General features: G+C 55.2%; 12 protein-coding genes. 2 read left to right on the forward strand and 10 right to left on the reverse strand.

Annotated elements, in window-relative coordinates:
* Window positions 1-14: 14 nt before the first annotated feature.
* A complete protein-coding gene (locus tag EHSB41UT_RS11775; RefSeq protein ID WP_087110030.1) occupies window positions 15-1,574 on the forward strand; it encodes a SulP family inorganic anion transporter in 1,560 nt (519 codons plus the stop codon).
* A 71-nt stretch (window positions 1,575-1,645) separates the two neighbouring features.
* Here the strand turns inward: EHSB41UT_RS11775 and EHSB41UT_RS11780 are convergent, their stop codons facing one another.
* The 6 genes from EHSB41UT_RS11780 to recC all read right to left on the reverse strand — a co-directional run bounded on the left by EHSB41UT_RS11780 (window position 1,646) and on the right by recC (window position 15,679).
* Window positions 1,646-2,458, reverse strand: a complete 813-nt coding sequence (locus EHSB41UT_RS11780) for a hypothetical protein (protein ID WP_087110032.1) — start codon at window positions 2,456-2,458, stop codon at window positions 1,646-1,648.
* Between the two features lie 181 nt (window positions 2,459-2,639).
* Complete coding sequence (locus EHSB41UT_RS11785) at window positions 2,640-5,411, reverse strand: hypothetical protein (RefSeq protein ID WP_087110034.1); 2,772 nt, start codon at window positions 5,409-5,411, stop codon at window positions 2,640-2,642.
* 32 nt (window positions 5,412-5,443) lie between these two features.
* Window positions 5,444-6,766, reverse strand: coding sequence for a protein kinase domain-containing protein (locus EHSB41UT_RS11790; RefSeq protein ID WP_165767238.1), 1,323 nt, complete (start codon window positions 6,764-6,766; stop codon window positions 5,444-5,446).
* Window positions 6,767-6,870: 104 nt separating this feature from the next.
* Window positions 6,871-8,697: an exodeoxyribonuclease V subunit alpha gene (gene recD, locus EHSB41UT_RS11795; protein ID WP_087110038.1), complete on the reverse strand. Its 1,827-nt coding sequence runs from the start codon at window positions 8,695-8,697 to the stop codon at window positions 6,871-6,873.
* Window positions 8,691-12,323: an exodeoxyribonuclease V subunit beta gene (recB, locus tag EHSB41UT_RS11800; RefSeq protein ID WP_087110040.1), complete on the reverse strand. Its 3,633-nt coding sequence runs from the start codon at window positions 12,321-12,323 to the stop codon at window positions 8,691-8,693. The genes recD and recB overlap by 7 nt, the downstream gene beginning before the upstream one ends.
* A complete protein-coding gene (recC, locus tag EHSB41UT_RS11805; protein WP_087110042.1) occupies window positions 12,323-15,679 on the reverse strand; it encodes an exodeoxyribonuclease V subunit gamma in 3,357 nt (1,118 codons plus the stop codon). The genes recB and recC overlap by 1 nt, the downstream gene beginning before the upstream one ends.
* A 191-nt stretch (window positions 15,680-15,870) precedes the next feature.
* Between recC and EHSB41UT_RS11810 the strand changes: the two genes are divergently transcribed.
* Window positions 15,871-17,691, forward strand: a complete 1,821-nt coding sequence (locus tag EHSB41UT_RS11810; RefSeq protein ID WP_165767239.1) for an HAD family acid phosphatase — start codon at window positions 15,871-15,873, stop codon at window positions 17,689-17,691.
* Here EHSB41UT_RS11810 and EHSB41UT_RS11815 read toward each other — a convergent pair.
* The 4 genes from EHSB41UT_RS11815 to EHSB41UT_RS11830 all read right to left on the reverse strand — a co-directional run bounded on the left by EHSB41UT_RS11815 (window position 17,660) and on the right by EHSB41UT_RS11830 (window position 21,956).
* On the reverse strand, window positions 17,660-19,207 hold the full coding sequence (locus tag EHSB41UT_RS11815; RefSeq protein WP_087110045.1) for an FMN-binding glutamate synthase family protein: 1,548 nt from the start codon (window positions 19,205-19,207) through the stop codon (window positions 17,660-17,662). The two genes, EHSB41UT_RS11810 and EHSB41UT_RS11815, sit on opposite strands and share 32 nt — an antisense overlap.
* A gap of 121 nt (window positions 19,208-19,328) precedes the next feature.
* On the reverse strand, window positions 19,329-19,991 hold the full coding sequence (queE, locus tag EHSB41UT_RS11820) for a 7-carboxy-7-deazaguanine synthase (RefSeq protein WP_087110048.1): 663 nt from the start codon (window positions 19,989-19,991) through the stop codon (window positions 19,329-19,331).
* A complete protein-coding gene (gene queC, locus EHSB41UT_RS11825; protein WP_087110049.1) occupies window positions 19,991-20,698 on the reverse strand; it encodes a 7-cyano-7-deazaguanine synthase QueC in 708 nt (235 codons plus the stop codon). Before queC ends, queE begins: the two co-directional genes overlap by 1 nt.
* Before the next feature lie 97 nt (window positions 20,699-20,795).
* Window positions 20,796-21,956, reverse strand: a complete 1,161-nt coding sequence (locus EHSB41UT_RS11830) for an RBR family RING finger protein (RefSeq protein ID WP_165767240.1) — start codon at window positions 21,954-21,956, stop codon at window positions 20,796-20,798.
* Between the last annotated feature and the right edge of the window lie 546 nt (window positions 21,957-22,502).

A 22,502-nucleotide genomic window follows, 5' to 3' on the forward strand; every position in this document is an offset into this window, starting at 1 on the left:
GTGGGAGAATTTATTTGTTTGAACTTCACGCCAACAAGGTCGCCAGTGTTAAAAGCGACCTTCTCTCAGGGCTGACAGTTGCGCTGGCACTGGTGCCGGAAGCGGTGGCTTTCGCATTTGTGGCCGGTGTTGAACCGCTGGTCGGTCTTTATGCCGCCTTTATGGTGGGTTTGATTACCGCTGCGATTGGTGGCCGGCCTGGCATGATCTCAGGTGCAACCGGTGCCCTTGCCGTGGTGATGGTGGCGCTGGTAGCCGACCATGGTGTTCAGTATCTGTTTGCCACTGTCGTGTTGATGGGGATTCTGCAGGTGCTTGCCGGGGTGTTCCGGCTGGGGAAATTTATTCGTATGGTGCCCCATCCGGTGATGCTGGGCTTTGTAAACGGTCTGGCGATTGTGATCTTCCTTGCTCAGCTGGGGCAGTTCGGGGTGAATGGTGAAGCCGGCTGGCTGGAAGGCACCTTTATGCAGGGCAGTGTGATCGATGTGGCCTGGATGAGCGGAAGTGAGCTGTGGATTATGCTGGGCCTGGTGGCGCTGACCATGGCGATTATCAAGTACCTGCCTAAGCTGACGACCGCGATTCCATCCTCCCTGGCGGCGATTATTGCCGTTTCCGCACTGGTGATTGGCTTTGGTCTGGATACCCGCAGTGTTGGTGATGTTGCTGGTATTGCCGGTGGCCTGCCAAGCTTCAGCATCCCGATGGTCCCGCTGAACTGGGAGACCTTTATGATCATCCTGCCTTACTCGGTGGTGCTGGCAGCGATCGGTCTTATTGAATCCCTGCTGACCCTGCGTATGGTCGATGAAATTACTCAGACCCACGGCAGCAGTAACCGCGAATGTGTAGGCCAGGGCGTGGCTAACGTCGTGACCGGCTTCTTTGGTGGTATGGGTGGCTGTGCCATGATCGGCCAGAGCATGATCAACGTAAACTCCGGTGGTCGTGGTCGTCTGTCCGGTATTGCCGCGGCGCTGTTCCTGCTGTGCTTTATCCTGTTTGCCGCTCCGCTGATTGAGCGTATTCCGGTGGCTGCGCTGGTGGGTGTTATGTTTATTGTGGTGCTGGGTACCTTTGAATGGTCCAGCTTCCGCATTATCCCGAAAGTGCCTCGCGGTGATGCCTTTGTACTGATTCTGGTTTCCGTAGTCACTGTACTGACCGATCTGGCAGTGGCTGTGGTGGTTGGTGTGATTGTGTCTGCACTGGTGTTTGCCTGGGAGCATGCCAAGCAGATTCGGGTGGAGAAGCAGGAAGACGATAACGGCGCCACCGTATACAAGGTGCATGGTCCGCTGTTCTTCGGTTCCACGACCACCTTTATGGAGCAGTTCAATACCCGTCAGGACAACACCGAAGTGGTTGTTGATTTTGCCGACTCCCGCGTCTGTGACCATTCCGGTCTGGAAGCGATTGATACGCTGGCGGAACGTTATCTGAATGCGGGCAAGACGCTGCATATCAAACATCTCAGCCCGGATTGCCGTAAGCTGCTCACCAAGGCCGGTAACCTGGTGGAAGTGAATGTGATTGAAGATCCAACTTACTTCGTCGCAACCAACGCTTAATTTCACGTAATACGAACAAGACCCGCAGAGTGTGAACTCTGCGGGTCTTTTTTTGGCTGACGTGTTGCTGATTAATTGTTCAGCAAGGTCGCGAGATCATTTTCCAGCTGGGTTCTGGCTGGAGCCAGAGCCGCTTCCTTGTTCACCATCTTGAGCTGGTGATCCAGGGCACTCTTCATATTCTCCAGAGTTTTCAGCTGCTTGTTCTGGCTCGCGTTACGGCTCTTGATCAGTTTCAGGGCACCGATATGGACATCCACCTTGGTGGCCAGCACTTCACGGTCTTCCTGATTATTTACCATCTTTATTTCAAACTCGCCTTTGAAGACACCCTGCAGGCGGTTCAACTCCGTGCCGATACGGCTGTTGGCTTTCTTCAGTTGCTTCTCCGCTTTGGTGTGACGCTTGCGGGCATTGATCATCAGATCCTGAACCTTCTTCTCAACGGTCAGGCCTTTGGCCTGCTTCAGACCGGTATGGATACCACCGGCCAGTCCGATGCCGCCGCCCATGACTGTACCGATCGCGCTCATCACCGGGACAGTGGTTGGATTAAAGGTAAAGATCATACCCACCACGCCAGTACCAAAGCCTACGATACCACCGCCGGCTGCGCCTGCCGCTGTGTAGCGGGCTACGGTCTTGAGGAAGGTCTTCACCCGGTCCATTTTTGAAATCTTATAGTCGTTCAGCAGCTTCTCTTTAGCGGTCTGCGGCTTGCTCTCAGACGCAACGGCGACTGATGCGGTTGGGGCGACTGTCTGAACGGTGTGCGTTGGCGTTTCAACCGTTGGCGTCTGGATCGCCAGTGGATCAGCAAACGGGTTGAAATCAGAAGAAATAGAATCAAACGGATTATAAGACTGACCTTGTAATGTATTCATAATGCTTTCTCCCTGAGACTGTATTTTTGAATTCGTTTTGATTTGGTTATGGTTGTGCTGGACAGTGTTTGTGTTAACTGTCTTCTCAGTTTTGTCCGGGATCGGCAAAGGCGCTATAGCCCCTTGGTCGTATCACCACTAAGGGTGTACGACCAAGGTATTAGCCTGATTTTAAAGGGTTTTATTGTGGGGCGGTCTGGTTTGGCGGAAGCTTGTTGCCGGACGGATTGTAGGGCTGATTATAAGGCTTGGGTGGATGCAGACGTACGGGCTGCTCCGGCACCAGAATCGGGCGGATCTGGATAAAGCCATCATCGGCGAAATGCATCAGCCGATCCATCACCAGGTCTTCCAGATCCTGCTTCTGATCAGGGCTTTCTATAAGCTTCCAGGAACCCTCATTACTGTCATCGACAATAATGTAGGGGACCTGCCCCTTGGGTGCGTAATAGAACACCGAAATTGTATGGCGGCCGGTCGTCACTGCCAGCTGATTGGAGAATTTCAGCATGGCCAGCAGCTTATCGGTATCCAGGCGGGTCTTGTTATCTTCAGATCGGGAGACAGAGACCGGCTCCCCCAGAAACTTATCCCGGTTACGGCGCAGGAAGTCCAGTTTGTCTGGCAGATGGCTCCAGTGGGTAGTGTCTAGTCTTTCGCGTTGTCGCTCTGACAATCTGTAGCGCAGGACCATCGGATCTTCCTGCGGGTGTCTGGCCTCTTTCAGGGCAAGGTAGATACTGTGTCCGGAACAGATACCGCCTCCTCTGGCTCGCCAGCCAAGCAGTGGTGTCTGATTCCAGGGGAGAAACCATGGCAGGAATTTCTGGGTAGGGGCGCGAAACAGATCGTAGTAACGAGCCACAAACTCTTCCATTGGCTCCTGCTCAACAGGGGTGACTTCAACCTCTTTACCCTCTGCCGAGTCGGCCCCGGTAGTGGACTCCTGCGAATCCACGGCCAGTTCTGTTGTGGACGTGGCCGGTGTGCAGAAATAATCCTCATCATCATAGAACTGAAAGCTGTCATCGAGTTGCACCTTCGCCAGACAAGGGCGCAGCTTCTGCAGTCCATTCCATTGGGATTCGATCAGCAGGGCGATCAGGTCGGGACGCTTGGCCAGCACTCGGGCCACCGTATCGTGGGCTTTGACGAGGGTGAATAATTCATCACCCGTGAGTTCTTCCAGACGATTCTCTGCTACCCAGCGTGCTGCCAGTGCCTTCTGGTGAGGGCGTGACAGCAGATCAACTACCAGTCCTGTGCTGCGCAGGGTTTCCGTCATGGTTTCGGAATAAAGCGCCGGCGACTCAAGCAGTTCCTTGAGAGTCTCGGTAAACATCATTGCTGCCCAGGCCTTTTGCTGGTCTGAGTAATGCGGGCTGGCCATTATGGTGCGGGCGCAGTGAATATCCCGATCAGCGATTGCGGTGATCCAGCGTCGATTGAACTTCAGATTGTGGCCAGGTTCGCTCAGCAGGCGGCGCATAAGCACGGGATAGCGCAGCAGCATCGGCCAGTGACTGTCACCTTCAATGGGGAGATGGGTGAGCTCTTTGGTTAGAGCTTCGGCATCTTTGTAAGCGGGCTGGCATTGGTCGAGCAGAGCCTCGCCTTTGAAAACATCGCGTAATAAGCGGCGGGACCAGGGGCTGACCAGATACTTTTTAATCAGATCACCATGTTCTTTATCCGGCACACTGCCGTGGTAAAGGTTGTAGAGAAAATAGGCCGCAAAGTTGGGTTCCCGGTCACAGGCTTTGGCAAGCTCCAATGAGCGTGTGAAGTACTGGCCGGTTTCCTTGAGCAGAGTAAGGACATCGGTCTTGCTATCCCTTGGCACAGGGAAGGCCTGAGAAATCATATGCGGATAACGCAATACCAGCCGGACTTTAAACTCCGGCCGAGCCTTGCAGGGTGTGAACTGCTCGTAGATATAAGGGTACTGACGCAGGTAGAGAACGGTGGGCAGTTCATTGTTTTCGCTATTTAGTAAACGCTGCAGGCTGTCGGGGCTCATGAGTTGAGGGTGCCAGGAAAAGACTTCCAGAGCCATGCGGTCTTGTTGTTCTGGAATCATATAAGGGCCGGCCAGCTCCAGCATGATTTTCCGGGCACAGCTTTGGCTGGTGGTCAGAATCAAAAAAGCTTTGATATCGTCTTCGGTGCAGGCTTCCTGGCGGAGAATGCGTGCTTTCAGTTGTTGGTAAAAAGTTTCAGCCCGTTGCGGGTTAACCACGGCAATGGCGGCTCGATGCCCGTCATGGAGCGGAGCAATAACAGCGGACTCTTTGCCCAGCACGGCCTCGGCTGCTGTAGGGCAAAGCCGGGCCAGGGGAACCAGCAGATCCATCGGGTCTTTATCGGCAAACGCCTGTTTATTCAGCAATGTCTGGAATACCAGTTCACTATGGGTTCGGGCTATGGCCAGTAACTCCTCGTTATTAAACTTTTGCCAGTGATTTTCCAGAATCTCCTGCGCTGTGGCATGGCCACAGTGTCTGGCGATATAGGCGAGGTCGGCGGGTTTTAACGTGTCGAGGGTTTGCTGCAGAGCCGACAGCTGATGCCGTTCATCGGCGATAAGAGCGATCAGTTGGGCACTTTGGTGTGATTGCGCTTCCGGTGTTGGTGCGACCAGCGCTGTCAGGTTGCGCTCTAGAAAGTCATCAAAGGCACCGACAGAATCAAAGTGTGGATTTTTATCCTCACTTTTAGAGCAGGGCAGCCACGGGCAGAAATGACTAAACCAGTGGTAATGGTGGTTTACGGCTTGGCAGAGACGCTCCTGAATGGCTTTGGGCGTGTGGTTGTTATCCGGATTGTCCAGGGGATGGTTGTAGCAGTGCAGCAGGTAGGGAATATTCTCGGCCTGTGCAGATACTTCCGGACCCGGAGCTGTGTCGGTCGTTATTCCCGCAGGTGCTGGGGTGAGATCATCCTTGATATTCATTGTTGATTGTTCCTCCGCCGGCTTTCCATCTGTTACGCCTTAACTGCCAGTTCATTGCGCATTTTCAGTTCGTCTGGATGAGGTTTTTGTTCAAACAGACTATCAGTACCGCATGGGCTGGTTTTGGTGGTGGTTGATGCCGAGCTGCTTATCCGGCTTTGGAGTTGTTCAGGGGTTGGCCTCAAGGTGGGCACTTCCTCTGTCATGCTGCTCAGCAGAGTCTGCAACAGTTTCTCCTGGCTACCGGCACTGCCCGGGTAACGGAGATCGATCTGAGGCACTTTACGGGATGCCGGTACGGCACGGCTGCCGGGGCAGTGGTAATCCAGCAGGCCGGCTTCATGGCCCAGCAAGGCCAGACTGACACCGGAACTGTACATATCGACGGGGAAGCTTTGGTCCTTTCCGGCGACCACCTCCGGTGCCCGAAAGCCCCGGGTGCCTGCCATGCTGCTGACCGATTTGAGGAGAAGGTTGGCCGACAGATTGAAATCAAACAGTTTGACCACACCTTGCTGCTGGCGAAGGTTATCCGGCTTAATATCCCGATGAAGAATATTGTGGCTTTTCAGATAGGCCAGGGCGCTTGCCAGCTGAGACAGGTAGTTAACAAGCGTGCTGGCACTGACGGTACGCTTCCCCTGTTCATGGCCAGCATTGACTTTCTGCTCTTTGGGAATATCCAGCGGCAGGCCGGCATATTCGGTAAACAGGCTGAGGGTGAGGGCATTCTCTTCCTGGATAATACCGATGCCCAGGAAGCGGGCGATATTAGGATGTTCAAACGAACGGTGAATCTCTACTTCCTTGACCAGGTTGCGCAGGGCATAACGGCGCTGGTCTTCGGTCAGCTTTTGATAGGCACGGGAGCGTTTCACCCATTGCTGCCCCTTGGGCTGATCGGGAATAAAATGGGTAACCACCAGTTGGCTTTCCAGCTTCTGACGGCTGTTCTTCCGGGATTCGGATAGCAGGGTATGCTCTTTGCCAGCCTCAACCGGATTCTGCCCTGCCGGGAAAATATAATTAAACAGAAACTGCAGACCATCGTTGGCAATCGGTGTCGTGATCGGCGTTGGGGGCGTGAGCTTGCCTGAATCAGAGGAAGAGCACTGTTCATTCAGGCTGACGCTGCGAGATGAAAGAGTCTGACTAGGCTCGCCGGAGTTCTTAAAGCTGATATGCAGCGCTCCGGCCAGTGTCCGGTAACGGTTGTTGCCCAGCTCACTGGAAGACGGCTGGCTGATACTGGGGGGAGCCGGAGCCTGCCCGTCATCGTCTGACCAGGAGATCGGCCCAGTAGAGCCACTCTGAGAGCCGTGTGATCCAGCACTGCTTGAGGGTTTAGCAAACATTTTAAGACTCCCTGTCATCAAACAGCAGAGTCTTAACAGTTTTGGCAAGGCTTTAAACAACAGGGCTGTTAGTCGGGATAACAACCCTTTTGCGGTTATTACAGTTATTGCAGGCGATCGGCCAACCCGGTTACCCGCTGGACCGGCCGGTCAACGGCGGAAGTGAGGATATCCGGTTTGGAGAACAGCATCAACGAGGACTTGGCCCGGGTAATACCGGTATACAACAGCTCCCGGGTGAGTACCGGCGATGGCGTATCCGGCATGACCAGCAAAACCCGATCAAATTCCGAGCCCTGACTCTTGTGTACGGTCATAGCGAATACCGTGTCATGCTCAGGTAACCGGGACGGCAACAGAAAGCGGGGTTCGCCATTGGCTTTCGGGAATATTACCCGATAGCGCCCATCCTGCTTGACGGTGATACCGATATCACCGTTATACAGCTCCAGCGCCGGATCATTGCGGGTGATCAGCACCGGACGGCCCGGATACCAGGTATCGTTGTCGCCAGCTTCAATCAGCCCGGCCTTGGTCAGTGCCTTACGAATGCTGTCGTTCAACCCGCTAACCCCCTGTGGCCCTTCACGCAGGGCGCAAAGAACCTGGAACTGGTCAAAGGCTTCGAGAATTTCCTCCGCCGGTGCTTCGCCGCGCACCTTTTCAAGATAACCCCGGTAACCGGCAATAGCTTCATTTAACAGCTGTTGTTGAATATCACCGCTATAGCAGAACTGCAGATCATCCCGCTGTTCGCCAGCGAGGTTATTCACCTCAGCCTTGTTTTGGGTGTTGACTGCACGTGCCAGCAGGCCAATACCGGACTTCTCATCAAATCGGTAGCTCTTGCGCAGCAGACACAAACCATCCCGAATAGTCGGGCCGTGGGCTTTGATATGTTCCATCAAGGCGGCACCGGTCAGCTGTTGCAGCGCCTGCACCTGTTCGGGGGAGTAGCCAAAATCCATGGCCGAGCAGATATCGCCCAGTACGCTGCCAGCTTCTACAGACGCCAGCTGATCACGGTCACCGAGCAGAATAAGCTGGGCATGATCGGGCAGGGCATCAAGCAGGCGGGACATCAAGGAACTGTCGATCATCGAGGCTTCATCCACCACCAGAATATCCAGATGCAGTGGGTTCTCCCGGTTATGACGGAACTCGGCTTTACCGGGAATCACTCCCAGCAACCGGTGAATGGTGCTGGCCTGATCGGTAATGGCATGGCGTACCACATCTTCACAGTCCAGCTTCCATTTCGCTGAACCGATGGACTCGGTCAGACGGGCAGCAGCCTTGCCGGTCGGTGCCGCCAGATGAATAGTCGGGTTGCGGTACGGGTCCTTGATATGGGCCAGCTCAACTAGCAGGGCCAACAGGCGGGTAACCGTTGTCGTCTTACCGGTGCCCGGACCGCCACTGATGACTGAGATCTTGCGTGAGGCAGCTACAGCCGCTGCCACCATCTGCCAGTTAATGGTCTGACCTTCGCCGGAACCGGCAAACAGCCGTTCAAGAATGGCCCGGGTGCGGGCTGTGTCATGCTCGATCACCCGGTTATGATTCATCCGATAGGCGATAGAGGCTTCGTATTGCCAGTAGCGCATCAGATACAGACGACCATTGTCGAGTACTAGTGGGGTGGCCTGATGGCCATCACCCACCGCCGCCAGTGTTTGCAGATGGGTGGCCCAGCTGGTGATCGATGGACAGTTACGGATGGCTTCCAGATTACGGCCGGTGCCCAGCAGTTCCAGCGAATCCTGATTCAGTTCCAGGCAGGTATGGCCATGGCCCAGCTGCAGGCTGGTGAGTGCCGCAGCCAGCAGCAGTACCGGGTCATCATGCTCGGCAGCCAGAAAGCGGGCAAAGTGGTAATCGAGTGGACGGATAATATTCTGATCCGCCAGTTGTCGCAGCGCGTTCAGCATGTGACGGTCTCCTTCTGTCCATGGAACAGGCTGTCCAAAGCCTCAATCAGGGATTTATCCGGACGGTGATAATAGATACCCGTGCGTTCGCCTGTGTCGTTCAGTTGCACGCCGCGCAGGAAGATATAGAAGGCACCGCCCACATGGGCGTCATAGTCATAGTCCGGTATGCGGGTTTTCAGCAGACGATGCAGGGCCAGGGTGTAGATCAGGTACTGCAGGTCATAGCGGTGGTCGATCATCGCTTCGGCCATGGCTTCCCGGGTATAGGCGGCGGTGGTATCGCCCAGCCAGTTGGACTTCCAGTCGAGCACATACCAGCAGCCATCGTGCTGGAAGGTCAGATCGATAAAGCCTTTTAACATACCCTGCAGATCATAGAAGTTCAGTTCACCGGCACGGGCGGCCAGTGGATCCTGTGTCTTGAGCAGGGTGTTCAGTTCCTGAGCCTTCAACAGGCCCAGCGGAAGATTAAACTCCAGTTCGGGCTTGTAGCCATCTTTGGTCAGATCAGACAGTTTCATACCAGTGTCGTTCATTGGGGTATGAATCACTGTCTGCACCATCTCCTGAAGTACCGGCAGCCACTGTTCATCAAAATTATTAATCAGCAGCAGATCACGAATCGTGGCTTCAATTTCCTGAGGATTCGGGTTTTCAAACGCTACCCGTTCAAAAATTTCGTGCAGGAAGGTACCGGGCTGAGCACCACGGGGAAAGTCCAGCAAGGAAGTAAACGCCGGACGTTCAATAACGGCAGTCTGGCTCTGGCCTTGTACTTCGAGATCAAGGCCCGGTTGTTCGTGGCTGGCATCCGGGGTGACTGCCGCCTGCGCATGGCTGGCATTACGGGACAGTGCCGAATAGCTGGTCATCCACCAGTTACGGGTAATCTGGCCGGTAAACTGACGGGCTGACAGTTCCGGCAGCTGATCAGCCGGTGGCTGGTAACGGGGTAGCTGGCTGTCTGGCAGATCGGCCACGGTGATGGCCGGGCAATTCTGTTCCAGTCTGTCAAGCGCATCACGGAACTCGGGCACAGTGATCGGGCCGCCCGGTTTGAGCAGATGACCAAAGGCGGTTTTATTGAGATCGGTCAGATCTTTATTCTTTGCTGTGGCTCGCAGTTTGACCGGCCCCAGCCCCAGATAGCAGGCATGGACCGAACGGGTTAACGCCACATACAGAAGGCGCAGGTCTTCCGCGAGACGTTCCCGGTCAGCGATCTCCACCGACTCTTCGCTGTTCAGCAGGTCGGCCACCACCTGTTGCTGATCGTTATGGAACAGGGCTTTGTCCTGCTGTCGCCAGGTGCAGACAAACGGCATAAAGACGACGCCGTATTCCAGCCCCTTGGATTTATGGATGGTGACGATCTGTACCAGATCCCGCTCGCTTTCCAGATGTAGCTGCTGTTCCTTGGCATTGGTATCCGGACTGCTGATGCGCTCCTGCAGCCAGCGGAGCAGGGCATGGGGTGTTTCCCGTTCCCGGGCGGCGGCTGCAAGTAGCTCACCAATATGCTGAATATTAGTGAGTCGTCGTTCACCATTGGGGCTGGCCAGCAGGTTCTCTGCAAGACGACGGCGGGTAATCAGCTGTCGCAGCATGGGCAGAACACCGCGACTCAGCCAGATCTGGTGGTAATCGTTAAACTCTTCGACGGCCTCTTCCCAGTGCAGCTCATTGTTATTGAGCTCATCCAGGGTTTGTGCGGACAGGGCCAGCAGCGGTGTTGCCAGAGCGGCTCGCAGCTTGCGCTCATTGGTGGGTTCCAGGCTGGCCGCCAGCAGACGACTGATATCGAGCGCCTCCGGGCTGTCGAATACCGAGCTGCGATCAGACATATAGACGCTGGCAATATTGCGGGCCACCAGGGCATCACGCACCTTTTCGGCCTGAGTGCCGGTGCGCACCAGAACTGCTACTTCATTCGGTGCCAGAGGTTCCTGCTCAGAACCACCGGTCAGACAGCGTTGTTCTTTGGCCAGAGTCAGCAGACGGTTAATCTCTTCCGCCGTCGCTTCGGCCATGGCGGCTTCATAATCGCCCTTGCCGATATTGCCGTCGCCATTGCTGGTGTACCACAGCTGCATGGCGGTCTGGCGCTCACCATCGACAAACAGGCCGCGCAGGCTGGCTTTGTCGGAATAGCCCACCGGCTGGAACGGAATATCACTGTTGTAAATAAATGGCGATTGTGCCTGGGCAAACAGATGGTTGACCGAGGCAATCATCTCCTGAGAGGAGCGCCAGTTGGTCGGCAGGGTGTAGTGATGGCTGATCTGATGCTTGGCATGGATATAGGTAAAGATATCCGCGCCCCGGAAAGCATAGATCGCCTGCTTCGGATCACCGATCAGAAACAGTCCGTAATCCTGAGTATCCGCTACTACCGGATAGATATTGCCGAAGATCCGGTACTGCACCGCATCGGTATCCTGGAATTCATCAATCAGGCCAACCCGGAAATTATCACGAATCTGCTGGGCCAGTATTGGGCCGGTTGGGGCCTGTAGGGCCTTGTCCAGCTGGGTCAGCAGATCATCAAACGACATCTTGCGCAGTTCCAGACGACGCTGGATCAGACGACTGCCGACATCCTGTAAAGCATCCCGCAGGATCATACCCTGCAGAGCCTCTTTCAGATCCATGTCACTGTCGTTCAGTCCGGCAATACTGCGGAACACTTCAAGGTCTGGTGGGGTTTTGCCTTTGGCACAGGCCGTTGCCAGCACTTCCGGGGTATAGCAGAACCAGCTGGTCTCATCGGAGAAGACCGGCACCAGTTCATCGCTGTGGGCAAATTCACTCATCTTCTCCAGCCGTTTCCAGGACTTGGAGTTTTTCTTGAGGACTGCTGCCAGACCGGTATGGATATCCTGCTGGCTGTCCCGCCACTGGGCTTTAACTGCCTTAATGGCGTTGATCTGCTCATAGATGGCAGTGAACGACGCGGGAATATTATTGTTGACCAGCTGCAGATCCTGCTGGTGCAGCCAGAAGATCAGGTCCTTTTCCAGCTTGCTTGGTTTTTCCCAGATACTGCGCACCAGACCAGCCATCTCAATATCCAGCGGGTACATGGTGCGGCGCCAGAAGTCAGCCACGGTATCGGTAATCAGTTCCGACTGGTCTTCCATCAGCTCACTGGTAAACAGGGTGCCACTTTCAAAGGCATGCTGCTTGAGCATGCGCTGGCAGAAACCGTGAATGGTAAAGATCGCCGCTTCATCCATCTGCCGTTCCGCAGCCAAAAGCCGCTCGGCCTGCATGGAATGGTTATCCAGTTCGGCCAGCAGCTGGCTGATAATCGGGTCTTTGGATGAACCTTCCAGAAACGCCTGTCGGGCTTCATGGATACGGGCCCGGACCCGGTCCCGAAGTTCTGCAGTCGCGGCTTCAGTAAAGGTCACTACCAGAATCTGGTCGACAGTCAGCGGTTCTTTATGGGCTGAACCGCTGGCCCCATGACCCAGCAGCAGGCGCAGATAGAGTGCGGCAATGGTAAAGGTCTTGCCGGTGCCGGCACTGGCCTCGATCAGGCGATGGCCGTGCAGGGGCAGGGTCAGGGCGTTCAGGGTTTCTGACGCCGGATGGGTGTTCGCGGTCATGATATCGGTCATTACTTGTCCGCCTCCAGCTTGTGCAGATGGCTGGCCAGCGGCAGCAAAATGTTTTGGGCGAGCTGGCGAAGCTCGGGCAGCGCCAGTTCAAAATCAGGCCAGCAGCGCTGGATATAGGCGTCATTGGTCCCTTCACCGGCGAAGAAGCTGTCACCGATAAAGCTCTTGCGGGCTTTATTGTCGGCCTCTTCGAGCTGGTCTTCGTCGTCGGACATAACCGAGTCGCTGCGGGCCTTGTCGATCCAGGTCCAGGCGGTTTTCTGGAAAAACGGCAGTGGTCGGTTAAGGCCTTCCTGCATCAACTGTTCAAGGTCGGCCAGCATCGACAATGCACGTTCCTGCTCCACCGGACGAAGCTCAATACAGTTGTCCAGAGTCAGAAAGAAGGTGGAACCGGCCTGTTCCCGACCGGCGCAGTAGCACAGGTGTTTCACCCAGGCCTGGAAACGGTGTTTGTCCCGCAGTTTACCTGTGCGCCAGAACACCTGACCCTGATCGTAAATACAGTCCAGCCAGCCGGTCAGACGACTGTGGTTCAGAGGCAGGTCAATCTCCCGATCCGGACACTTATTCTTCACCCAGGGTGCGACAAGATCGGCCAGCTGGCTGGCCTCACTCTGCAGTTCATTCATGGCGATCTGACCAAAGCTGCCATGGGGAAGTACCCCGGAAGCCCGCGCCTGCAACCGGAACTGGCGATCATCCATACCCTGCAGGTAACCGTTCACCAGCTGGTCTTTCAGGTTCCAGCCGGTCAGACCATCGAGAGCAAAAGGCTCACGGGTCTCCGCCGCTTCATCATCGTCGTTGAAATAGACTTTCAGCCGCTGCTGGCAGAATGCCTGCGACGAGTTGTTCCAGAATCCAATCAGGCGATCCAGCGGCAGTTCCAGGGCATTGTCTTCATCAGGTATTGGTGTGGCTGCCAGAGGCTGGGGCAGGAAGGGCGCTTCCGGTTCGCCTTCACCGCTGGCGGCAGGTAGCCACTCACTGGCAAAGCTCTGGAAACGGTTGGTCTGGCCATTGTCCTCAGCAATAAAATTGTCCGGACTAAATGCCTGCAGACTGTGCTGGTGGAACAGGCTGTTGACCAATGCATCACCATCACCGCCTTGTTCAGGTACAAAGCTCTCTTTAATCAGGTTCTGCAGTTCGGTGACCAGTACCGATGGGAAACGTTCGGTGTTGTCGCGAATATTGCGGCTGACGTAACTAATATAGAGCTGTTCCTGGGCTGAGAGCAGGGCTTCCAGAAACAGGTAACGGTCATCTTCCCGGCGGGAACGGTCCCCTCGACGTGGCTCTTTCGCCATCAGGTCAAAGCCCATCGGCGGCAAGCTGCGTGGATAGGCACTGTCGTTCATACCCAGCAGGCACACTACTTTGAACGGGATGGAACGCATCGGCATCAGGGTACAGATATTCACCTGTCCGGCCAGGAACCTTTGGCTGCTGCGGGTGTTGCCAAGGTGTTCATTGAGCCAATCAACGAGTACGGCTTTAGGCAGAGTTTCGGTAAAGCGTGCATCGTTGAGCTGTTCGCGGAATTTCTCCATGGATTCGCGCACCTTGCGAATCACCGGCTCATCAGTTTCATCCGGGGCGAAGAACAGTTCCAGCAGCTGGTTAATGAACAGCAGCCAGTGATCGGCATCCCGGGCGGTATCAATCTCCGCCAGCAGCCATTCGCAGTGTTCGACAAAGTCAGCCAGTTTGCCGGCCAGCTCCGCTTCCATACCCTGAGCCAGATCAGAAGGCAGGGTATCGTCGTACAGGCCCATGGCCGATGGCATGGCATAGCCCAGCAGCATACGACGCAGGCCAAACAGCCAGGTGTTTTCAGCGCGGGTGGGAACATCAAAGCGGGACTGGTGCTGTTCGTTAATACCCCAGCGAATGCCGCTTTCCTCAATCCAGCGGGCCAGGGTGTTGATATCAGTCTCTTCCAGCCCAAACCGGTTCTGGATAGCTTTGACTTCCAGCAGCTCGATCAGCTCCGGTGTGCTGGCGCGGTTCTGGTCAAGGGTCAGCAGACGCTGCAGGGCAGCAATGGCTGGATGTTCCTGGCTGGCGCTTCGGTCCGACAGGGCAAAGGGAATATAGCGTTCGCCGCTTACGCTGCCGCCGGGATTGGAAAACACCGCTTGCAGATACGGGGAGTAGCTGTCGATATCCGGCACCATCACGATAATATCGCGGGGTGTCAGGCTGCTGTCGTTTTCAAACAGACTGAGCAGATGATCATGCAACACTTCCACTTCCCGCAGCGGGCTATGACAGCCCCGGAAGCTAATGGAGTGATCTTCTGCCTTGATCGGGTGCTTCAGGCCGGTACTGTCCTGCAGTTCCAGAATATCGTGCTGAATATGATGCAGCAGGGAGTCGGTATTGATATCGGCAAAGCCATCAATCTCGGTGACCGGGTTTAACTCAGAGGTCTGTTCGCCAGAACTCAGTTCCTGCAGTTGATAGAGATAATCACGCCCCAGTTTGCCCAGTGAGGCCAGCAGTGGATTGCCGGTGTCGTTCAGTGACTCGGGCAGTTCCGGGTTCATGCCGTCTTTAAACCGGCGGGCATTGATACGGGCCAGATAGCGGGCATCGCGAATATCGCCCCAGTAGTAACGGCAGGGGTTAGTCACCATCAGGTGTACATCGCAATGCTGTCCCAGTGCATGGAGTGCCTGCACATAACCGGGGGGCAGGGCGGAGATGCCAAATACAAATAACCGCTTGGGCAGTTTGCCGGTGAAGTTGCCTTGGGTGAGGATATCGGCAAAGGTCTGGTGCATATTGGCCCGGTGCCAGTGGGGTTGGCCCAGTTCCCGGGTACGTTCCACCAGAGCACGCCACAGTATTGGCTGCCAGCTCTGCTCTGCGGTCAGCTGTGGCAGATCGTCTCTGGCTTCCCAGCTGGCAATCCATTCCGGGCGATACACCAGATACTGGTCGTAGATATCGGCAATCTTGCCGGCCAGCTGGTAGCGACGAATACGATCATCGTCGTTTTGCAGATAGTGGGCCAGTGGCTCAAAACCCGGTTGATCCTTCCAGCTCTCCAGCAGTCCCATCAGCTTCCAGGTCATGCTCTCCTTTGCAAAGGCGGAACGCTTGGGAACATCATCCAGTACCGTGACGAACATCTCCCACAGAAAGGTCGCCGGCAGCGGAAAGGCAATGGCCGCAGCTATGCCAAAGGCACTGGCCAGTTCCAGCTGCAGCCAGCGAGCCATACCCGGACTTTGTACCAGGATCTGCTCTTCAGTGAGCGGATTATCGAGGGGCAGGCTGCGAATCCGGTCAACCAGCAGTTCCTTGAGAATATCGAGATGGTTGGAATGGTGAAGGGTGAGCAACGGCGTCTCCGGGACTGGGGATGGAGAGAAAAATTTATTGTCAGCAATTAGGCGGCAGGTGGCAAGTGATGCTGACTGAGCAGACAGAATTCCTGACTGAAAAAGGCTCTTGCTGCGGGATGACGGTCTAACCGGAAAACCAGTGCTCAGAAAACCAATTATCAGAAAACCAGTTGTCAGGGATGATTATTATGCAGGCCAGCCAGCCCGGTTCAGGATTCCAGTGTCCTGACCTTACTCACTACTCTCCAAAGGTCAAAGAACTCCATAAGCCCGATCATATCGCCAGCGAGGAGGCTGTTGATGCCGCCGGTCGTCTGGTTACCGAGGTGCAAGGGGAAAAGTCTATCCAGCCACCGGCTAACCCTCAGGAAGAGAGGGTGCTTCGTCGCCTGCATGAACAGACCCTGACTGCCTCCGTCTGGCAGGATACCGAAGCCCGTGCCCATCATCGTCAGACCTTTGCCTTGTCCCGTGAGGCTCTGGACCAGCAGCTGGCCGAGCTGAAAGCCAGTCAGCCGAATGCGCTTCCGGTGATGTTTGTTGATATCGACGATATGCTGGTGGACAGCCATACCTTCTTTAACGGCTTTATCAGCCAGCCCTGGCGGATTCATGGGTACCGGGACTGTGCCTGGTTTATGGCCCAGCACAGCAAACCGTTGGAAGGTGCCGTTGAGTTTATGAATTATGCCGCCTCCCGTGGCGTGATGATTCACTATATCAGTGCCCGTACTTCCCATCCGGAGATTGAAGATGTCACCTTGACCATGCTGCGCAAGAACCGGTTCCCGGTGACTTCAAAGAGGTCTGTTCATATTGCCAGCGATAAGATGGCCAAATCCCAACAGCTGCTGGAAGAATACTCCCAGGGCGCTTTGAACTATATGGTTGCGGACTATATGGTGCCGGTGTATATGGCCGGTGATAAGCGTACGGATATCGGTTGCCCAAAGGGGGCTGATCCTGTACGACAGCAGGTTTGGGATGAGCAGCATGGTGAGTCTGTGGGCAAAAGCCTGTTTATTCAGCCCAATACTGTTTACGGACGCTGGGAAACGGCCCTGCAGTTTAAGTATGACCATAGCCCGGAGCAGGAAGTCTGTAATCGTCTGCAACAGGTGCATCAACTGGCTGGCCGGCCGGATCGCCCTTATCAGGTCGGCAGTGATGAACAGATACAGGCGTTGCTTTATACCCAGTCGGTTGAACGTCGTCTGGCATTACAACAGGCACTGGTCGGTGCTGAGCGGCGCTGTAAAGAACTGGCAGCCGACGGTCAGACACCAGAGCTTTCCATTCAGCTTGAAGGTGTGCTGCTAGATACCGTACCGCTGGTGGCGGATCTGATTACCAAAGGCTGCTATGCCGATGTGCACGCTTATCAAGCCGGCGTTTTGCCGCCCTGGCTGGACTACGGCCTGGCGCTGGCCGACCCGACTGTGACAGCCTTTATTAAACGGATGCAGTGTGAATACGGTGCCAAGGTCGTTTATCAGACAGAGGTTCCCGCCTCTGAGCAGGAGCAGGAGTATTGTGGTCAACTGTGTCGCTGGTTGCGTAGTCAGGGTGTTGATCAGGAGCCAGTGATATCAACGAATCCGGCAGTTATGGGTAATGAAGCGTCACAGGTCGTTTTGGTAACACGGAATGGCAATCAGCCACAATCGGATTCGGTGTTTCTGGTGCCCTCTCCGCACCAGCTGTGGGAGTGGTGGCCGAAGAGCTGCAGCCGCAAGACCACAGCCAGCCGCTTTGAAGCCAAGGTGCGACGCTGGCAGCTTCCCGAAGAGTGTCAGGATCGCAACAGCCGCAAGGCCTGTGAGGAGCAGCTGCAGAAAGCCGAAGAAGTGCGCCGTATGCGTGAACTGGAAGATGATTTTATGGGCGGTGGCGGGCCATTACACACGGCCTCCCGTCGTCCGTCGGTTCCAAGGGTTGTGCGCTCCGAGTATGTGAAGGTCGTCGAAAAGAAAAAACCTAAAAAGAGGAAGATACACGACGCTCGTTAATCTGCTCCGGATAGGGATAGAGTTCGCTCAGGCTCACTGAGCGACCATTATCGCTGACCTGATGGGCATGGTGACGACGCAGCTGCCTCGGTTCAGTCACGCCACAGGAGTGGCTGATCAGCTCCAGATCATGGATCAGGTTGTTGTGATAGCTTGCCACTCGTTTGGCCTTATCTCTGGGCACCAGTCCGCGCTGGAGTTTTTTGTTGTGGGTGGTGATACCGGTAGGGCAGGTGTTCTTATTGCACTGCAGAGCCTGAATACAGCCCAGTGCCAGCATAAAACCCCGGGCGGATGAAACAAAGTCCGCTCCCATACACAAGGCCCAGGCGACATCCGTCGGGTTGATCAGTTTCCCAGAACAATTAATTTTAATTCGGTCTCGCAGACCCTGTTCCAGCAAGGTGTTATGCACCAGCGGCAGACTTTCCCGCAAAGGTAAACCTACGTCGTCCATCAGCGCCATAGGCGCCGCACCGGTGCCGCCATCGCAGCTATCGATCGTCATAAAGTCAGGTGCTGAGGCTTCTCCGCGTTTATGGATTTCCTGACACAATTCCTTCAGCCACTCGGAGCTGCCCAGCACAAACTTGATGCCCACCGGTTTACCGGTCACCGAACGAATACGTTGAATCATATCCAGCAGATCGTTAGCGTTACTGATATCCGGATGACGGTTAGGGCTGATGGAGTCTTCACCGGCGGGGATTAGGCGAATGCGGCTGATCTCTTCCGTCACCTTATTACCTGGCAGAATGCCACCCTTACCGGGCTTGGCGCCCTGGCTAAGTTTGATCTCAAACATTTTGACCTGCTCATGGGCGGCGACTTCCCTCAGGTGTTCATCACAGAGCTGGCCCTGTTCATCACGGACACCGTATTTTGCCGTCCCAATCTGGAAGACCAGATCACAGCCGCCTTTCAGATGATAATCCGAAAGCCCGCCCTCGCCGGTGTTGTACCAGCAGTTCACCGCCTTGGCGCCTTTGGAGAGGGCAATAATCGCCGGTGCTGACAGGGCACCATAACTCATCCCGGAAATATTAAAGGGTGAGCCGGGCAGGTAAGGGTGTTCGCAGTCCGGGCCAATCAGTACCCGGTCAACGGGTTTAGCTTCACCGTCCAGAGTGGGGAAGGGAGAGTTTAGAAACAGGATGGAGCCCCGCTCCTTAATAGGTTTAGTCGAGCCAAAGGCGACGGTGCGGTCAACATTCTTGGCTGCCCTATAGACCCAGGCCCGCTGCGCCCGGTTAAAGGGCATCTCTTCCCGGTCACTGGCAAAGAAGTACTGGCGGAAAAACTCGCCAATATGTTCAAACAGATAGCGGAACCGGCCAATCACTGGGTAGTTTCGGCGAATGGTATGGGTGGTCTGGTTTTTATCGACCACATACATCACCACCACGGATACCAGGGCAATGCCGATGCCGACAACCAGCAGGGAGGCCAGAATCTGCAGGGCGGTGGTCAGCAAGACAATATAGTGATGATCGAGAATTTCCAGACTGTTATCCATAACCCTTTTCGCACGGCTGAAATCTGTGACTGCAAGGGTTATCGTCCGGGGGCGGCGTAGGGGCAGGAAGTGTTGAGGTTCTGTTCTTTCCCGGTATCAGGAAAGAACAGAAGGGCAGAGATCAGGCAATATTGACGATCTTGTGGGTCTGCAGGTTCAGCCGCCAGCGCGGATGCTGCAGGCAGTAATTGATGGCTTCGCGGGTTTCCGGGTTCTGGTAGAGCGGGTCAGTATCGTCCCGATGGGGATTAACCATCGGGCTGAGGTAGTAGTGGCGGGCCTGAATATGAGCAAACCGCTCCGGCGTGGCTTCCGGTTGCGGGTACACCAGTTTCAGCTCATCACACCGGGTTACCACTACTTCGGCCAGGCCTTTTGGGCTGACCACAGACCAGTCAATCCCTTCCGGGATGGGCAGGGTGCCGTTGGTTTCGATAGCGATCTCGAAACCCGCCTGATGCAGGGCATCAATAGCAGGTTGGTCGAGCTGCAGCAGCGGCTCACCGCCGGTGCAGACTACCAAAGGCTTGGCCTGACTGTCGATCACCCGGGGCCAGAGTGCAGCCACGGCTTCGGCCAAGGCTTCGGCATTGGCAAATTTGCCGCCACCATCACCATCGGTGCCGCGGAAGTCGGTATCACAGAAGGTGCAGGCTGCCGTAGCGCGATCCTTCTCAAGCCCACTCCACAGGTTGCAGCCGCTGAATCGGCAGAATACTGCGGGGCGTCCGGCATTGGCGCCTTCCCCCTGCAGGGTGTAGAACATCTCTTTTACGCTGTACATCAGGCTGACTCACCCTGCGCTTCGCGGGTTTCATAAGCCAGAGGGTCGGTGGCGTTGTTGAGGGTGAAGGCTTCCAGGCGCTCGGCACAGGAACCACATTTACCGCAGGCATGTTCCCGGCCGTTGTAGCAGGTCCAGGTCTGGCCGTAATCCAGCCCCATGGCCAGACCATCCCGGAGGATTTCAATCTTGCTGGCATAGAGGTACGGCGCTTCGATGGTGACCGGGGTCCAGTCACAGATCTGGGTGACCTTATTCACCGCTTCGACAAACTCAGGGCGGCAGTCTGGATAGATGGTGTGGTCACCGGAGTGAGCGCCATAAAAGACCTTGTCCGCACCGATGGACAGGGCATAGCCAGTCGCCAGAGAGAGCAGAATCATATTACGGTTCGGGACGACGGTTGCCTTCATATTCTCTTCGGCGTAGTGGCCTTCAGGAACGGCAATTTCATCGGAGGTCAGGGCGGAGCCACCGACCAGTTGGTTGATGGCGGTAATATCCACCACTTTGTGGGGAATCTGCAGCTGCTCGCAGACCCGGGCGGCGTATTCCAGCTCTTTGCTGTGACGCTGGCCATAGTTGAAGGAGAGGGCAAACAGTTCGTAGCCCTGCTGGCGGGCCTTGTGCAGCACGGTGAAGGAGTCCATGCCGCCGGAATAGATAACAACAGCTTTCTTGCTGGAGCCGGTTTCTTTATTGGTCATTACGCGATCCATAAGTGAAGCCCGGCAGATGATAGAGAAGCTGGCCTGCGAAAGCGAATCCTTAGAGCTTGTCTTAGGGGCGGCTTCTCTGAGGGGGTTAGAGTGTTACCCGCAGGAAGCGGCAATGGTTCGGGTTGCTCAGGGTGTTATGGCCTTCGGTCCAGGGGTTATGGCAGGTGGTGCAAAACTCATGGAACGGATTATGGTCGCGGCAGGTCGCCTTATCACTCTTTTTATCGACAATGACATTGCTCTTGCGGTTGCACAGTGGACAGAAGGTGCACTTGTAAAAATTGTCGTGGGAGTTGGGATTGCACGGCTTACCAACAACCCAATCGCGTTTGCACAGGAAGCAGAACTGATGTTTGCAGACTGTGCAGTTCATATGGTTACAGCCCTCGGGCTTTTCAATAGGGGCATTGCAGGTTTGGGATGGCACCAAAGGCTTGCCCTGTGAATCTTTCAAAACACCGGGGCAGCGCGCTACACGATGGTCATGCTGGTCAAGCTCGATCTGCTTCAAGGTATCCAGTTCGCTTTGAGCCGCCTGATCACCTTTTCGGACACGCTCTTCCAACGCTTTCATACAGCTGATTCCTTTATGGAAGGGCCAGGTTGTGCAGTCCTTGCAAAAGGATTGTTCGCACACTTTGCAGAAAAGCTGGCTGTTGGAATCTCTGGGGTACACATCAAAACTCAGGCAGCTGGTGTTTTTACAGATGGAACCAATACCTGTCGCTCCACTCTCAAGGGTCTTTTCCAGTACCCGGGTTTTCTGCTGATCAACAGCACGAGGTCCAATCGCATGGCCCAGCACCAGATCGGGAATTCTTTTGTTACACCAGGATGAGGCGCAGGTGTAGGGCCAGGTCGCACTGCTGTTAATATGGCCTTTTACGCATTCGTTGCAGAACGTGTGCTTGCAGGCTGGAATAACGGAGGTGAGATCCCGGGTGACTTCGGCAACGCAGATATCACACGTCATTAAACTCTCTTCTTCATTCAACGTCATTTTTTCCAGCTGGATACGTTTCTGCTGCTCTTGATGGAGTTGCTGCATAATCAGCTGCTGCTCCCAGAGCTCACTTTGGCTCAGTATCGGCTCATGGTCTTCGGGGGGCGGTAGCGGCACAGTCGCTGTCGAGGTGCCGGGCTGTGGTCTTTGGTAAGGCTGTACGGAGGTTGTGAGGTGTTGCCGGACATGTCGGGTAGGGCCACCACGGCCTTCACTGGAATTATTGCTTCGTGTAGTGGTCACGTAGGACACGGTATGGGAGGTGATAAATTGCCTTGTCCCGCTGGGGCGCGTGTTCTCGGAGTATCTGCCCTGAAACTCTTGTAATGGTGCTCGCGCAAGATCACCGTAATGTGTCTGCGAGGTTGTTGTAGCCGGTACATCCTGCTGGGGAGTCAATGCCGAAGTCTTTGGCTTCCGTTTTGGCTTTGGCCCTGCCTTTGGAAGAATGGTTTTCCTTCTGAGTGGTAACATGTGTCTTAACTCCCTGGTACCGACTGCGCATGGTCTACAGGCGTGGTAACCCGTTACGGCCTTGGAGTGTTGGGCAGGGTGAAGGTTCGTAGGCTCTGGCGGGCTGGTCAGTGTGGCTGACAGCGGGATATCTGTTCTTTAGAGAGAAGTTTGGTATCGAAAAGAGTAAGCGCAGTGCTTCCCTTACCGGGGACGTTTATGGTACGTATAACGCACGTTATTCAGTTGCAAAAGGCACTGGTAACATAACAAAATAGAATTCCTTTGGCCGGGATAATCTACGACAGAAGCCACTGCTTAAGACAACTGACGTTT

This window comes from Parendozoicomonas haliclonae, from assembly GCF_900174585.1.
Taxonomy (GTDB): Bacteria; Pseudomonadota; Gammaproteobacteria; order Pseudomonadales; family Endozoicomonadaceae; genus Sansalvadorimonas; species Sansalvadorimonas haliclonae.